Raw genomic sequence first — 15517 nt, forward strand, 5'->3', positions numbered from 1 at the left:
TTAAGGGCAAAGGCTATCTGTTCTTCGGTATAACGGGTCTTTTTCATGGTTGATATGCCTCTCAGTGAGATGAAAGAAAGACCGGATACTTCAGTTTAGACTGGCACTGTTTTCAGGGAGGAGATCAAACTTATATTTTTTGGATAAAATATCACTTAAAAAACTGATTGATAATTTAGAAGGTTTATTATTCTGCTTGCAATCAGTTGATATTGAATGGAAGAATGAATTTCATGAATATTGGTTTGTCTTAGAGCAGGTTTATGCTGTTGCATTGTTTAGAAATGAAAGCATTGATCCTAATGATCCCGACATACTGGAGTCTTTAAAACAACTTCAATGTTTATTGAAAACTTAAAAATGTTCGAATCCCGGCCTACGCCGGGATTTTACTTTTAAGCACTCAGCCCAGCCGTTCTGCGCCTGACAATGATCACATTAGGCGCGGGTATGATATCCACATCCTCCGCCCGGCTGATGTGGAGTTGGGTCAGCCAGCCGTCCGAAATAACCAGGCTGCCGTCGTTGCGTACCCAGTCGGCTCCAAGGTCGTGATTGTACTGGCTGGCCTCGCACAGTGCATCCCAGTCATGTTGATCGGTCACTATGGTGATCCACAGCGCCTGTTGTCTGAGCTGTAGCTTAATCGGCGTGTCGGTCGTAAAACCGTTATCGGCCAGTAAATGGCCACTGAGCGTTAACTCAGGAAACGGCTGAGCGGTAAAGGTGATGTTCATGTGCTTCTCCTTAAGCGTTCAGTCCGGTTCTGATAACCAAACAGCCATTCTCCGCCGTAACTCTCACCGGCTGGCCTGTGCTAAATCCCTGTTCCAGCCACTTACTTTTAATGGCCAACTGAAGGCTGCTACGGCGGCAATACAGGGGCTTGCGGGGGCGATTTTAGGGCAATCAGGCCATTATGCGCAGGCATGCTCAGTCTTGCCTGTGGTAAAAATGCTGCTGCCTATCGCCTGTGCTTTGTCCAGGTGAAGGCCGATATCCGTCGGTTCTGCCGAAAAAAATAGCTCGGACGTTACCACTGGTGCGCCACAATAGTCGAAAATCCCATGATCAATCTGAGTCTTCATAGCATCCGAGTAGCCATGCCGGGCGAATGTTCGCCTATCTGCGCCGCCTATCGCGACCAGATGGACCTTAAGGTGTGACAATTTCTTCGCCACTTTACCTCCGCCATTATCATCATATGCCCAGCCATTGGTGAACACGCGATCAATCCATCCTTTGAGTTGTCCCGGCATTGACCACCAATAAATCGGGTAAACCAGCACTAATGCGTCAGCGCGGTCGAGACGCGTTTGTTCGGCGATAACGTCGTGCGGCAGGGGTGATCTTTTATTAAATGCAGACATATCCGCTGTCGTGAACCGGGGGTCAAAACCCTCGGTGGCCAGATCGGCAATTTCAGCGGTATGACCCGAAGAGGACTGAGAAATACTCCCGGCAATCTTACGGGCGATAGTGTGTGTCAACGAGTCATTGAGCGGATGTGAAACAACGATAAGGGCGTGCATAGTGTAAATTCCTTCTTGTAGATGAGGAGGACGGGTTATATAGTATATATACTATTGGTAAGTTACTTTTGGTATATAGCAATGTCAAGCAGTGAAAATAGAAAACCGATTGCCTCTTCAAGGCCTCGTGTACGGTTATCGAGAGAAGATCGTTATGAGCAACTTTTAAGCGTGGCGTGGGTTGTCATCCGTGAAGAGGGAACTGAAGCATTAACACTCGGCTACCTTGCCGAGCGTTCCGGCGTGACAAAACCGGTGGTGTACGATCACTTCGGTACGCGTTCAGGTCTGCTGGCTGTGCTCTATCAGGATTATGACCAGCGTCAAACCGCGTTGATGGATATTGCGCTGGCACGCAGTGAAGAGACGCTGGTGGATAAAGCCACAGTGATCGCTTCATCCTATATTGATTGTGTATTGTCTCAGGGGCGTGAGATCTCTGGGGTGATCGCCGCCCTGACTGGCGCGCCCGAACTGGAAAAGATAAAACGCGAATATGAAGCGACTTTCGTTGAGAAGTGCCGCGGCATACTGACTCCTTTCGCAACAGGGGAGTCCATCACGTCGGCGGGTCTTTGGGCCATGCTGGGGGCGGCTGAAGCATTGTCGTACGCCGCCGGGAGAGGGGAAATTAGCGGGCAAGAGGCAAAAGGTGAATTGTTTAACACGATCATTTCAATGGTTGAACGCGCTGATGCGCGGCGCGGGTAAGAGATTCATTCCTGATTTTCTATATCACCACGATTGGCGGGCGCGCCAGCCGGGTCGGCGAAGGCAGTGACAAGGTAAATCTGCTCACCGTCGTAGAGGGTGTGCTGCCATATCATTTATATTACTAAAGATTAATGCTTGCTTAATGAATCAAACCAAGCATAATATGCGACATCGGTTTGGAACACAGACCTTATGAAAGCAGTTTTAGTAAAGCAGTCCTCAGTTCAAGCGTTATCCCTAGATACCCTTCTTCATGAGCCGCCTCCTAAGTGCCCAATAAGTAAATTCTGAAAAACAGGCCATGTTCGCCACATTAAGTGGCTCAAAAAATTAAAGGAAGTATCTATGTCTAACAAAATGACTGGTTTAGTAAAATGGTTTGATGCTGGTAAAGGTTTTGGTTTTATCTCTCCTGAAGACGGCAGCAAAGATGTATTCGTACATTTCTCTGCTATCCAGAGCAGCGATTTTAAAACCTTAGACGAAGGCCAAAAAGTAGAATTCACCATTGAAAATGGTGCTAAAGGTCCGTCTGCTGCCAACGTTGTTGCGATTTAATCGCCGTTAATTTCGCTGGAACTTGTAATTGCGTTGAAGGCTAAAGCCTGAGCAAATAAATTCTAGTGTTAAAAAACCCGCCTTGAGCGGGTTTTTTCGTTGATTGAATGTAGAAAAATGATATGAATGCCACAACACCGCATGGGTGCTATTCACTGCAATTGCAGTAGGGAGAACAAAAAACCAAACAGGGCAAATCCAATCATTGTAGCGAACAGTAGACCAATCATAACTCTCCAACCCAACACCTAAACCTCCCTCAAAGCAGTGTCAAAAATCTGCAAAAAATTATCATAATTTGCCTATTAATCAAATAGGGCTCTAACGGGATCCAAACCAACATAACAGGAAGAGTGATCTGCTCTGCCCGAGCGCGTCTCAGACGCTCCATTTGGCATTATCAGGCGGCAGCTAGAGTAGCTGATAATAATTTCACTTTATGCATCGCGCGGAGCTACACCTGAGTTGGTCAGATGAGATGAATAGTTAAAATTATATTTACACATTTAAATGTTTAAATATAATGGTGCGACTTTCACACTCAGGAATCTGGAACGTTATGGCACAAAGTAATTTATTCACTCCGCTACCGTTTGGCGACTTCACTCTACGTAACCGTATTGCCTTACCTCCGCTAACACGTTGTCGCAGCGATCAACCAGGTAATGTCCCTGGTGAACTGATGGTTGAATATTATCGTCAGCGCGCAACTGCGGGTTTTATGATCACCGAGGGAACACAGATAGAGCCGCGTGGACAGGGCTATGCCTGGACTCCAGGTATCTACAGTGATGAGCAAATTACTGGCTGGAAAAAAGTCACTGAGGCTGTGCATCGGGAAGGTGGAATACTTTACTGCCAGCTCTGGCATGTTGGTCGCGTATCCCACAATGAACTTCAGCCGGGGAAACAGGCTCCTGTAGCGCCATCGGCGGTAACAGCAACCGGCGTTCGCGTTTTTATTGAAACCGGTCTTGGCGAAGGAATGCTTACCTCTCCCAGCGAGCCACGCGAACTTACCACCGTAGAGGTAAAAGAGATCGTTGAGTTATATCGTCAGGCTGCTGTAAATGCGAAAGCGGCGGGATTTGATGGCGTGGAGTTACATTCTGCAAATGGTTATCTTATTAATCAGTTCATCTCCGAACATACCAATTTACGTACTGATGAGTATGGTGGCTCATTAGAGAACAGGCTGCGTTTCCTTAAAGAAATTATCCTTGCGGTGAGCTCTGTTTTTGGTCGTCACAGGGTGGGTGTGCGATTTGCTCCGCTCTTTACCAGCACGGATGAAGATCGCGTTTATCTGGGGTTGGTGGAAAGCGATCCGCATACAACCTATATCTTGGCGGCAAAAATGCTCAGTGATTTGGAAATCGGCTATCTGTCTATAGCTGAAGCCGACTGGGACAACAGCCCCGACCTACCTGCGAGCTTTAGAACTGCTCTGCGAGAAGCGTTCAGATCACCCATCATGTATTCAGGGCGATATACCATGGAAAAAGCTGCATATATCCTCGAAAACGGATGGGGTGATTTGTTTGGTTTTGGCAGAACTTTCATCGCTAATCCGGACTTACCGGCTCGTTTCAAAGAAGGGGTGGAGCTGAACCCTGTTGATGCTTCCACGCTGTATGGGGGCACCTGTAAAGGTTATACTGACTACCCGGTTTATCGCTCCTGATTTTTGTGAGGCTGCATGTCACCTGAAAATGCCATGAAATTACTGTCCAATCCTACGCGTATGGCAGTATTGACGTGGCTAAAAGATCCACAAGACGCTTTTGGGGGATACAGTCAGTTATATGAATATGACCTTTATGGTGTATGTGCCAGCCTCATCCAGAACAAGGCCAGTTTGTCACAGCCAGCGACTTCTCTTTGCCTTAAAGTCCTGTATGAAGCAGGTCTCGTTGAAGCAACTAAAGTAGGAAAATGGACCTACTATCGGCGTAATGAAGCACGCATCAATGAAATGACGAAAGCTGTCTCAGACTTTCTGACAATGTTATAAGCTCGCTTTCCGCACAAAGCGGGTGCGATTAGCACCCGCGAGCAGAATTTAATAGTAGTTGCCCTGGCGATAATCCCAGGTCTGGAAAATATCAGACATCATGGACATGATTTTATCAACGTCCAGGCCTTTACGGATCAACATCGGACAAGGCGTTACATTGCGTTGACCTTTTTGCTCCGGTATTAATTTGCCATCTGCATCCACCATTGACACCATCACACCTTGTTCGTAGCGCGTTTTTTCGCTTTCGTTTGGTTGAATCGATGTCACATATTCATTGGCCCCGATGATTAAATCGGCGTGTTCTTCAATGCGCTCGCCGATCCCTTCTACCTTCCCGCTGTTGCCTTTACCTGATGGGTTTGCTGAGCTGGCAAAAGAGAACTTATCGTAATTTTCCCACAGTTCTTTTGCCAGGATCTCACCAGGCTTACCAAATTTTATTACGAAGCAGCTCGTATCACGTTGGTCCATCATCATCGTTTTGGAACCATCATCTGGAATACGCGCTTTTGCTTCTTCTTGCCAGGGTAAGATACAACCCAGCAATACATCTTTATCCCAGTGTTGTTGGTACAACTGCTCGATTTCAGGATTTAACTGAGCCAGCTGCTTCAGTTGCTCCATAGAACCGCACAGCACAACGCCAGGTTTATTGCGGTTCCTTTCTTTCGCTGAAAATTTGCGATTGAGACCCTGGGCATCGGTCGTCATAATGATATAGCCAACTTTTGTTGGGCAAACGATCATACCACCGTAGTTTGATAAGATATCGATGGCTTCTTGCTGCAAACCACCATTCCACTGTATTTTTTTGTTAGTCATTTTTACACCTTTTTTGGGTAATAATTAACATTATCGGGAGACTCAAACCCTGCATTCATCCTGGTATTATAAATACGCGGTTTCTGATCATTAATGCGTTACTGACAATAATCTTCAATAAGGTCTTGGTGGGGTTTCTTCCTGAAAAAGTGACCATCACGTTTAATGGATGTTTAGTTCATTAAAGACATCGTGATTTGAAATTGTCTTTAGTATTAATGGGTTATTTTCTATGGCTTTTGTTCAGGAGATGCCTAATGTTTACCACCATTAATACTACAGGTCTTTTCCTGTGTTTCATTAAATCAGTCAATTTTGATGAAAAGAATGTAGAATAATCTTAAAATATAACCTCGGTGAGTGATTTTTAATGAATTACGTTATTACATATTAATAAATTAATATAAGTGTCATAATTAATTACTACTATTTGTAGTATGTGGAAATATTATATGTATGCATCTCATCTGCGTATTTTGATGATTTTTACGTCTGGTTTTCAGAATTTAAATGTCGATAAATTTATGCGTATCATGGTGGTGCCCCAAGAATAAGGGAATTACCCTATCTTGGGGAGTGCATTTCTGGTTATCTTTAGGCGTAATAACTGCAGCCGAACATGGTTAAATATGAGTGCCTAAAGATAGACAGCCTGTAAGTAAAAAAATAGCCATTGTGCACATAGTAAAGTAGATACTTTTCACGTTTGTCATCATTGTAGTCTCCAAATTAAACACTCAAAACAAAGATACGCATCCCGTCATTACGAAGGACATAGTGATGCACAACATTACTAAATATAATCGAGTCATATTCATTTCATCCCATTAAAGTGAACCGTACCGTACGGTTCACTTTAGGTGTAAAAAAAAAGCGCGTCAAGCTTTATGGCCCACTCACAGAATACTCCTAAGAATTGAAATGACACTACGCAGGATCTGACCCAGCGTTGAACAACGTCACTGAGGCGGGCTTGTTGAATCATCTTTTTGCCACAAACTAGCCGAGATCAGTGAAAAGGGGATAGATTATCGATGGCCGTTCACATTGCTGTTGCAAGTCACGGCATAATGCATAAACAGGGCGCAATACGCTGCGCCCTGATGTTTTAACCAAACACTATTTACCCAGCTCAGACATCACTTTTACGTCGGTTTGAGCGATCTGGCGCTGTTTTCCCCAGGCATCTTTGTACTTGATGAGGCCAGTATCCCGGTCAATCTTCGGTTTACCTTCACTGACTATGGTCCGCCCGTCATTGGTCTGAATCGCATAGTTACTGGAGCAACCTGCGAGCAAGGTGGAGAGAATGACTGCTGATGCTAAAAGATAACCTGTTTTCATAAGCTACTCCTTGTCGTTAAACCTGTTTAAGGTTTAGCACAAGATGAAAATTGAACCAGTTAATTGATGCATTTACTCGCTTGCTGATGGATTTTTGCGCTGAAAAGATTCACTTTATCCCTGGACGGTCAGATGCTGCATGCGGCACGTCATTTAGATATATGCTGCGTAGCCGTTAATTCACCTTCTTATCCCGCTTTCTGCCTTTGCTCTATTAGGGCGAGAAAGCGAACGGTGAAGTGAGGGTGCTGCTGTGGTAAACAGTGTCGATAAAGATATGAAACGTTTATAAGCGCCCGAATGATTTTGGCACTTATAAACGTGGGCTGAAAAAACAGAGTTACCGGCTCCGAGGGTTGGTGCCAGTATCGCAAAACCTAAGGTTAGCTTCCCCATCGACTTTTAAGATAACTGACGGCTTCCTGAGTCTGCGGCTGATTGAGATAGTTTTCTCTGAACAGAATAGTGCCGTTAATTTGCGGCATGGACTCGTTAAGATCGAGCTGCTTTTTCAGCTCCGGTACGCCACCACGGATCATCCAGTCCGGCTCATTCTTTGACGGTTCGCCGACTTTGTACAGTGCAATGCCAATGTACAGGCGCGTGTGAGTGGGTTTCACCACCTCTGCCCACCATGCGGCCAGTACATCATAACGGGCGGCTTTGCGTGAGAAAGGCCAGTATAGTTGCGGGGCAATATAATCCAGCAACCCTTGCTGTACCCAGCGGCGGGTATCGGCATAAGCTTCATCATAGGCCGCTGCTCCCTGAGTTTGGGAACCTGCCGAGTCATGGGAAAGATTTCGCCACACGCCTGCCGGACTGACACCGAATTCGACATTGGGTTTGAGTTGCTTGATGGTGCGCGAAACCTGTTCAATCAACTGCTGAGTATTGTGGCGCCGCCAGTCTGCCTTCGAAGCGAATCCCTGCCCATATTTTTTGAACGTTATGCTGTCGTTAAGGCTTGAACCTGGGGATTCAGCATAGAAATAGTCATCGAACTGCACACCGTCAACGGGATACCGGGTAACGACCTCTGCCACGATGCTGGTGATCCAGTCTCGCGCCTCCGGGATGCCCGGATCGAGCACAAAGCGATCGCCAGCAGTGCGGATCCACTCGGGATGCAGTACGAACACGCTGGCGGGATGCAGAGATAATGTATTGTTAAGCTCTGCAACAGTTGAAGGTTTGGTGTTAACGGATACGCGATAGGGGTTAAACCATGCGTGAACTTTCATGCCACGTTTGTGTGCTTCATCCAGCATAAACTGCAGCGGATCGTAGCCCGGATCCTCACCAATTTTACCCGTCATCATATCTGACCATGGCAAAATTTTTGATGCCCACAGAGCCGTGCCATCAGGCTTAACCTGGAAGAACACGGTATTGATACCGAGACTTTTCAGCTTATCCAGCTTGCTGGTCAGCGCTTGCTGCTGCTGGTTAATGCGGATGGCAGGACTGCTTGCATTGATGGATGCCACCGGTGGCCAGTCAAGGCGGGAAACCGTCGCCAGCCAGACGCCGCGCACCGGCTCATTACTCTGAGCAGATTTTGTTGGCAGTGGTTGCATATTTACCGCAGGAGGTGGGGTGACCAGCGATCTCGGTGGCGCGGAGGAGCAACTGGCAAGTAAAAGAACGGCAGCAGCCCATGCGACGACCTTTTTAACTGTCTTGACGGGAGGAAAACTGAGTGAAAAAACGATGGTAGACTCCGGTTCTATAGGCTAGTCGCTCGTAAAGAGACATTCTCTTATTATTCTTTATAAAGTCAATTTGTTAGAGGCTTAGCTGGCCTGCCAACTTCACCTCATTTGCATCTCTCACTGCCCACAGTTTCATTATTGTATCTATACTCTCACGGAGCAAGATAAGGCACATTCATTCGATTGGTCAAAAAGTGTAAATTGATCATGAGTTTGGCCCTTCTACCTGACAGAAATACTGGCAGAAATAAATCCGCCATTCAGGAGGTTTTTTGCAGCCTAGCGCTGATTGTAAAATTCCCCGTGGATTTATCTGCCGGAAAATGCGTGCTTTGAGGAATTGATATGAAGTTTGAAGGTATTTCAAAAGGATTTTTTATTCTGATCCTTTTCATTGTAACCGTGGCTTTTCTGGATGTACTGGGACCTTACTATTCGTCCGTACTTTGGGCCGTCATACTGGCCGTTATTTTCCATCCGATGAACAAGCGGATAAGGCAGTATCTTGGCGAGAAAAACGGGCTGGCCTCGTTTCTGACCGTGATAGTGATTTGTCTGATTGTATTTACCCCGCTTGCGCTCCTTGGCTCTTCTCTGGCGATTGAACTTAATCTTCTCTACACCAAGTTGCAGAACAATAACACGCAGTTGCCCACGATTCTGGCAGACGTGCTGCAACATTTTCCTGCGTGGGCACGTCAATTCCTGACGGAACACGATCTGGACAGCACGGCTGAAATCCAGCAGAAAATGTCAGGTGCTGCGCTTAAAGCCGGGCAGTACCTTGCCGGCAGCGTTTTTGTTATAGGAAAGGGCACCTTCAGTTTCACGGTAGGTTTCGGCATCATGATCTATCTGCTGTTCTTTCTGCTTAAAGACGGGGCGTATCTGGTTAACCTGACCATGCAGTCCTTGCCGCTGTCCAAAGACATTAAACATCATCTGTTTGTGAAGTTCGCCGCCGTGGCCCGTGCCACTGTTAAAGGTACGGTTGTGGTGGCTATCGTGCAGGGGATTTTAGGTGGTCTGGCCTTCTACTTCACCGGTATCGAGGGGAGTCTGCTATGGGGAGCGCTGATGGCTTTCCTGTCCATCATCCCGGCGGTAGGTTCTGCCATCATCTGGGTACCGGCGGCCATCTATTTATTCGGTGCAGGAATGCTGTGGAAGGGTATTTTCCTGGTCGCCTTCTTTGTTGTCGTTATTGGGCTGGTTGATAACATTCTGCGTCCGTTATTGGTCGGCAAAGATACCAAAATGCCTGATTATCTCATCCTGATTTCAACGCTGGGTGGCATGGAAATTTATGGTATCAACGGCTTCGTCATCGGCCCCTTGATCGCCGCCCTGTTTATCGCCTGCTGGAACATTTTCTCTGGTCGCGAACATCAGGGAAATATGGACGAGATTGACGAAGAGTTTATCGAAGAAGGAAACAATCACCCCGATGTCTGAGAGATAAGGGGAAGATAGGGCTATCTTCCCCTGCTTTTATCTACTCATTATGCTGTGTTGGCCTTCCTTACATTCAACATAATTTGTAAATATTGACTCAATTTGGTGGGCGATTTTTAGTGATAATATTGCCTAACACTCAGCCTGCCATTGCAGAGAGTCAAACCAGGAAGGGAATTCTATGAACAAATTAGTTATCGCCGGGCTTTTAGCCACACTGCTTGCCGGGTGCGCCACGCAATCTCCTTGCGTTCCGGTATACGACTCGGAAGGACGTCTGGTGCACACCAATACCTGCATGAAAGGCACTACGCAGGACAACTGGGATACCGCAGGCGCCGTCGCCGGTGGTGTGGCCGCAGTTGCTGCCGTAACGCTTGGGATAGTGGCACTGACCCGCTAACAGCCTGATATCGTATTGATGAAAATGCCGGTGGTGCTGATAACCCACCGGCATTTTTTCGAATTTTATTGAGCGAATTCTGCCTGCCACCAGTGATTCCTGACTGCTGTCGCCAATGATTTTCGCGCCTGTCAGCGTCATGGCGACCCGCCTCTCTTTTTCGATTAACTCGAGCAAATCAATCCCCCGCCTTTACCGGCGACGGCCAGCGCGTAGACGAAGGCGTGGCCAGTCAATACGCCATCGGCCTTCATGGCTCTCATACGTACGACATCTTAGTGCCAAAATCCCCATGATCTTTGATTTTTGTTTACTTCCGTTTTGCCAACCAAGCTATGAGCAACGTCACTCTTTGATCAGATATAAGGCATTATTCTGAAGGTACAGAAGGTGAGCCAACATGTCCGATCATGCAAAGGTATTAGCCCGATTGGCGCAATGTTGAGTTTTGTGGCTGTCATCGTCATGGCGACGCAATCGTTTACATATGATGCTATTCGAGTATCACAAGGAGTTCCAATGACAAAGATTGAAGGTATTGTGCCGGTGATGTTGACCCCTTTTAACGAAGATAACCACATTGATTACGTGGGGCTGGGCAAGCTGATCGACTGGTATCTTGATAAGGGCGTTGATGCACTTTTTGCGGTGTGTCAGTCAAGTGAAATGCAGTTTCTCAGCCTGAGTGAGCGCGTCGAGCTATCCGCATTTGTTGTTAAAAAAGTGGCGGGGCGTATCCCCGTCATTGCTTCTGGTCATGTCAGTGATGATCTAGACAGTCAAATCAATGAATTGACTGAGATGGCGAAAACCGGTGCTGATGCGCTGGTGTTGGTGACCAATCATCTGGATCCAAAAAACCAGGGCAGTGAAACATTCTTCGCTACCCTGAACGCATTGTTGGCTGCGTTGCCAGAATCTATGCCTCTGGGGTTATACGAGTGTCCGGCGCCTTATCGCCGTCTTCTGACCGACGAGGAACTGGCTTACTGTGCGAATACAGGGCGTTTTGTCGTATTGAAAGATGTCAGCTGTGACCTCGAAACTGTTACGCGTCGGGTGAAGCTGGTGGCGGATACGCCACTCAATATTATCAATGCTAATGCAGCGATTGCCTTCCCGGCCATGCAGGCAGGGTCGAAAGGTTTCAGTGGCGTGTTTACCAACTTCCATCCTGAGCTTTACAGCTGGTTATATCATCACGCCAGCAGTCAGCCGAAACTGGCGGAGGAGTTGGCAATTTTTCTGTCGCTGGCGGCAGTGACTGAAACGCTGGGCTATCCGAAGAACGCCAAAATTTATCATCAACGTTTAGGGACTTTCGAGAGTGAGTTCTGTCGGGTGAACAAAGATAATGTGCTGGAAAAATTCTGGGGCCTGACGGTGTTATTGGATCAGATCCGGAGTGGAACAGCAACATGGCAACAAAAAATTGTCGCTAAATAATTATCGTTAGGATCTGTCACATTAATTTTATTGCCATGTGAAATACATTTTTCTGCGTTTTACATGGTACGAAAAAGTCGTCCAGGAAGATCATCGTGCTCCTTAACTGTGCATTATTTTCGACACTTACATTACTTGCCAAAAATAACGTACTGTATAAATAAATATAAAAGGATTATTCAACATGATCATATGTTGTCAGCGTGATTGGGAACGTGAGAGAGATGCGTTCCATCCTATTATTAATAAAGGCATTGACTTTATTAGCCAAACTAATTTTTCAACACTAACACCAGGGAAATATGACATTATTCCTGAAAAGATGTTTTGTCTTTTACAGGAAATGAATACGCTTCCGGCAAGTGAAATGAGATCTGAGTCACACTTCAATTTTGTGGATATTCAGTTCCTGCTGCAAGGGGAGGAAACTATAGGCGTAGCGCGCGGCACCCAGGAGCATCAGGTCATTGAAGATCGCAAAGAAAAGCAGGATATTGTTTTTTATCAGGATCTAAATAATGAGTCGCTCATTCATTTGGTACCCGGCATGTTTGCCGTTTTCTTTCCGCAAGACTTACATCGCCCTTGCTGCCATACCCATCGCGAGACGTTCATTCGTAAAGCTGTCATTAAAATACATCTGAGCCTGTTTGAAACTGGCTCAGATGACATTTTTATGAATAACAAATAGTGGATAACTAAACTCATGAAAGACGCGACATCTTCCTTAAATATTCCACAAGTTAACGCCACTGCGCCAGTAACTCGCTTACGTTGGGGCATTGTTTTTATTCTCTTAATGGCAGCGGTAATTAATTATCTCGACCGAGCAAACTTAAGTATTGCTAACACAACTATTTCTAAAGAGTTCGGTTTTAGTTCCACGGAAATGGGCCTGCTGTTGTCGGCTTTCTTATGGCCTTATGCATTAGCAAATTTACCGGCAGGCTGGTTGGTTGACCGATTTGGCCCGAAGAGAATGTTCTCTTGGGGAGTCGGTTTATGGTCAACCTTCACGGTGCTGGCCGGTTTTGTTAATGGTTATTCGATGTTCTATACGTTGCGTGTTTTGTTAGGTATTTCAGAATCACCGTTCTTTACCTCGGGGATTAAAATCACCCACCGCTGGTTCTCTGATAAGGAACGAGCACTGCCTACCTCGATTATCAATACCGGTTCACAGATTGCCAATGCCATTGCCCCACCGATCCTTACCATCTTACTGTTGACGTTGGGATGGCGCGGCATGTTTATCGCTATCGGTTTAGCTGGTATCCCACTGCTGCTGGTATGGCTGAAGTTTTACCGTAATCCAACCGAACGTGAAGAGAAACTGATCCATGCGAATTCACAGCTAATACAGCAATCTGTGAAAGCGGCTGCGGGAAATAACAAAGCCAGCTGGGGCGCTTTATTTAAACATAAAACGACCTGGTTTATGGTGATTGGTAACTTCTCAATAATGTTTACAATCTGGGTTTATCTAACGTGGTTACCTAGCTATCTTGAAAAATCGCTGGGTTTTAGCTTAAAACAAACAGGATGGCTGGCGGCTATTCCGTTCCTGGCCGGCATCTTTGGTGTGTTATGTGGCGGGGTTATTTCCGATCGCCTGATTCGTCGTGGTGTTAATACCATTACAGCGCGTAAAGTGCCGATTGTTGTTGGCGCAGCCTTGGCGGCGTGCTTTGTTGCTCCAATCCCCTTCGTGCATGACACCACGTTAAGCATCGCGCTACTGTCAATTGGTTATTTTTTCTCGCAGCTGCCTCAGGGCGTTATCTGGACGCTGGCTTCTGATATCGCTCCCAAAGAACAGGTTGCATCAATGGGTGCGATCCAAAACTTTGGTGGATTCTTAGGTGCAGCTTGTGCCCCGATCGTAACCGGCATTATTTTAGATGCGACCGGACAATTCACCAACGTGTTCTTCCTTGGTGCCGGTCTATTAATGCTAGGCGCACTAAGCTACGGTTTATTCGTGAAGAAGCCTATTTTGGTGACAATGCAGAAATAATAGCGCCCATTCTTAAACATATTAACGCTTCTCTGGCATCAGAGAAGCGTTGTGAAGGGTTTTTTTGCCACAGGTTTTGGCGGGGGAAACCGCCCGGTGAAGGGCGGTTTGGATCCTTAATGCAAGTGAGATAGGCTGGCGGCGCTGATACGCAGACCGTCAGTATTGAATACCATGCAACGCTGCGCATCAAACCAGGTGGTCAGACTCTGGTAGGGATTGAACGCCATGTCGCCCGGCAGCAGCATTTTAAAACCGTCGGTACCGTAACACTGGCCGAACAGGTAGGTGCTGTTGCCCAGACGTTCGACCACTTCGCAGTTAAATTCCAGCTTGTTTTCAGTTTCCTGGGACAGCAAATGCTCCGGGCGGATCCCCAGAGTGATGTTATCACCGGCCGCCAGTTCGCTGGTGTTGAGTGCCAGGATTAGCGTTTTCTCCGGTGTCAGGCGGACTTCCAGCCGGTCCGGTTGCCAGGCGATCACTTCTGCGGGCAGGAAATTCATCTTTGGTGAACCGATAAAACCCGCCACGAACTTATTCACCGGATTGTAGTACAAGTCCATCGGCGCGCCGGTCTGTTCGATTTTTCCGTAATTCATCACGACAATTTTATCGGCTAACGTCATAGCCTCGGTCTGATCGTGGGTGACATACACCATGGTAGTTTTCAATTCCTGATGCAGCTTAGAAATGTGCAGACGCATATCTACGCGCAGCTCGGCATCAAGGTTGGAAAGGGGTTCATCGAACATAAACACCTGCGGGTTTCGCACAATCGCGCGGCCAATAGCGGTACGCTGTCGCTGGCCACCTGAAAGTTGCTTCGGTTTTCTGTCCAGCAGATGTGAAAGTTGCAGGGTCTTGGCGACCATTTCAACCTGATGGCGGATTTCTTCTTTCGGTACGCCGTTCACTTTCAGTCCGTAGCCCATGTTTTCCGCAATCGTCATGTGCGGATAGAGTGCATAAGACTGAAACACCATCGCCACGCCGCGGCGTGATGGATCAACATCATTCACCCGCTGCTCACCGATATACACATCCCCCTCAGTGATATCTTCCAGCCCGGCAATCATGCGCAGTAATGTGGATTTTCCGCAGCCTGATGGTCCAACGAATACCGTAAATTCGCCGTCTTCAATATCAATATTGATGTTATGCAACGTGACGGTCTTATCGAAACGCTTCACCACATTTTTAAGTCTGATGCTGGACATTTTTGGCCTCATGAAGATTCATACAGCTGATGTTTTGGACTATAACCACCTTGTGTAAGCGTTTGCACAGGCCTGTTCGAATTTTGCAGTTAAGATCACACAATACACATCTTTTGATAGTGATTTTTGATTCTTAAGTTTAACGTATAACACAGATTTTATGGCGACAATAATTACCGTTAACCCACTATTTAAAGGGTGTTAGTCACGGGTTGTTGATTGGGTGTCGTCAGAACATGTCTCAAAAAACGACAAAAATGTTATACCTTCA

At 46.6% G+C, this 15517-nt stretch carries 16 protein-coding genes and 1 pseudogene; 9 read left to right on the top strand and 8 right to left on the bottom strand.

Annotated features, from left to right (window positions below):
* Positions 1–395: 395 nt before the first annotated feature.
* The 3 genes from ACMV8I_RS14175 to ACMV8I_RS14185 form a co-directional block, all read right to left on the bottom strand.
* Entirely contained in the window at positions 396–737 is a 342-nt protein-coding gene (locus ACMV8I_RS14175) for a SymE family type I addiction module toxin (protein ID WP_498865855.1), read from the bottom strand.
* Positions 738–747: 10 nt separating this feature from the next.
* Positions 748–855, bottom strand: coding sequence for a SymE family type I addiction module toxin (locus ACMV8I_RS14180; RefSeq protein ID WP_498865856.1), 108 nt, complete (start codon positions 853–855; stop codon positions 748–750).
* Positions 856–917: 62 nt separating this feature from the next.
* Positions 918–1532: an NAD(P)H-dependent oxidoreductase gene (locus ACMV8I_RS14185; RefSeq protein ID WP_498865857.1), complete on the bottom strand. Its 615-nt coding sequence runs from the start codon at positions 1530–1532 to the stop codon at positions 918–920.
* Between the two features lie 108 nt (positions 1533–1640).
* On the opposite strand from ACMV8I_RS14185, the gene ACMV8I_RS14190 reads away from it, so the two are divergent.
* The 4 genes from ACMV8I_RS14190 (at position 1641) to ACMV8I_RS14205 (ending at position 4818) form a co-directional block, all read left to right on the top strand.
* On the top strand, positions 1641–2243 hold the full coding sequence (locus ACMV8I_RS14190) for a TetR/AcrR family transcriptional regulator (protein WP_498865992.1): 603 nt from the start codon (positions 1641–1643) through the stop codon (positions 2241–2243).
* 348 nt (positions 2244–2591) lie between these two features.
* Positions 2592–2804: a transcription antiterminator/RNA stability regulator CspE gene (gene cspE, locus ACMV8I_RS14195; RefSeq protein WP_498865858.1), complete on the top strand. Its 213-nt coding sequence runs from the start codon at positions 2592–2594 to the stop codon at positions 2802–2804.
* 559 nt (positions 2805–3363) lie between these two features.
* A complete protein-coding gene (locus ACMV8I_RS14200; protein ID WP_498865859.1) occupies positions 3364–4488 on the top strand; it encodes an alkene reductase in 1125 nt (374 codons plus the stop codon).
* Positions 4489–4503: 15 nt separating this feature from the next.
* Entirely contained in the window at positions 4504–4818 is a 315-nt protein-coding gene (locus tag ACMV8I_RS14205) for an ArsR/SmtB family transcription factor (RefSeq protein ID WP_498865860.1), read from the top strand.
* Positions 4819–4866: 48 nt separating this feature from the next.
* Here ACMV8I_RS14205 and ACMV8I_RS14210 read toward each other — a convergent pair whose 3' ends face one another.
* The 3 genes from ACMV8I_RS14210 to ACMV8I_RS14220 all read right to left on the bottom strand — a co-directional run bounded on the left by ACMV8I_RS14210 (position 4867) and on the right by ACMV8I_RS14220 (position 8705).
* Positions 4867–5646, bottom strand: a complete 780-nt coding sequence (locus tag ACMV8I_RS14210) for an L-threonylcarbamoyladenylate synthase (protein WP_498865861.1) — start codon at positions 5644–5646, stop codon at positions 4867–4869.
* 1119 nt (positions 5647–6765) lie between these two features.
* Positions 6766–6990 carry a YgdI/YgdR family lipoprotein gene (locus ACMV8I_RS14215; protein WP_498865862.1) on the bottom strand — a complete coding sequence of 75 codons (225 nt, stop codon included), beginning with the start codon at positions 6988–6990 and terminating at the stop codon, positions 6766–6768.
* A 383-nt stretch (positions 6991–7373) separates the two neighbouring features.
* A complete protein-coding gene (locus tag ACMV8I_RS14220) occupies positions 7374–8705 on the bottom strand; it encodes a glycoside hydrolase family 10-like protein (protein ID WP_498865993.1) in 1332 nt (443 codons plus the stop codon).
* Between the two features lie 345 nt (positions 8706–9050).
* On the opposite strand from ACMV8I_RS14220, the gene ACMV8I_RS14225 reads away from it, so the two are divergent.
* Positions 9051–10160 carry an AI-2E family transporter gene (locus tag ACMV8I_RS14225; protein WP_498865863.1) on the top strand — a complete coding sequence of 370 codons (1110 nt, stop codon included), beginning with the start codon at positions 9051–9053 and terminating at the stop codon, positions 10158–10160.
* A 181-nt stretch (positions 10161–10341) separates the two neighbouring features.
* Positions 10342–10563: a hypothetical protein gene (locus tag ACMV8I_RS14230; protein WP_498865864.1), complete on the top strand. Its 222-nt coding sequence runs from the start codon at positions 10342–10344 to the stop codon at positions 10561–10563.
* An 87-nt stretch (positions 10564–10650) separates the two neighbouring features.
* Here the strand turns inward: ACMV8I_RS14230 and ACMV8I_RS14235 are convergent.
* Positions 10651–10838: pseudogene (locus ACMV8I_RS14235) on the bottom strand (alpha-hydroxy-acid oxidizing protein); the annotation flags it as partial.
* Positions 10839–11082: 244 nt separating this feature from the next.
* Here ACMV8I_RS14235 and ACMV8I_RS14240 point away from each other — a divergent pair.
* The 3 genes from ACMV8I_RS14240 (at position 11083) to ACMV8I_RS14250 (ending at position 14026) form a co-directional block, all read left to right on the top strand.
* Positions 11083–12009 (top strand): dihydrodipicolinate synthase family protein, encoded by a 927-nt coding sequence (locus ACMV8I_RS14240; RefSeq protein ID WP_498865865.1) that lies wholly within the window; start codon positions 11083–11085, stop codon positions 12007–12009.
* A gap of 184 nt (positions 12010–12193) precedes the next feature.
* A complete protein-coding gene (locus tag ACMV8I_RS14245; RefSeq protein ID WP_498865866.1) occupies positions 12194–12700 on the top strand; it encodes a NanQ anomerase/TabA/YiaL family protein in 507 nt (168 codons plus the stop codon).
* Positions 12701–12715: 15 nt separating this feature from the next.
* Positions 12716–14026: an MFS transporter gene (locus ACMV8I_RS14250; protein ID WP_498865867.1), complete on the top strand. Its 1311-nt coding sequence runs from the start codon at positions 12716–12718 to the stop codon at positions 14024–14026.
* A gap of 116 nt (positions 14027–14142) precedes the next feature.
* On the opposite strand, the gene ACMV8I_RS14255 is transcribed toward ACMV8I_RS14250, so the two are convergent.
* Positions 14143–15246: an ABC transporter ATP-binding protein gene (locus ACMV8I_RS14255; RefSeq protein WP_498865868.1), complete on the bottom strand. Its 1104-nt coding sequence runs from the start codon at positions 15244–15246 to the stop codon at positions 14143–14145.
* Between the last annotated feature and the right edge of the window lie 271 nt (positions 15247–15517).

Source organism: Ewingella sp. S1.OA.A_B6 (assembly GCF_049889095.1).
Classification (GTDB): Bacteria; Pseudomonadota; Gammaproteobacteria; order Enterobacterales; family Enterobacteriaceae; genus Ewingella.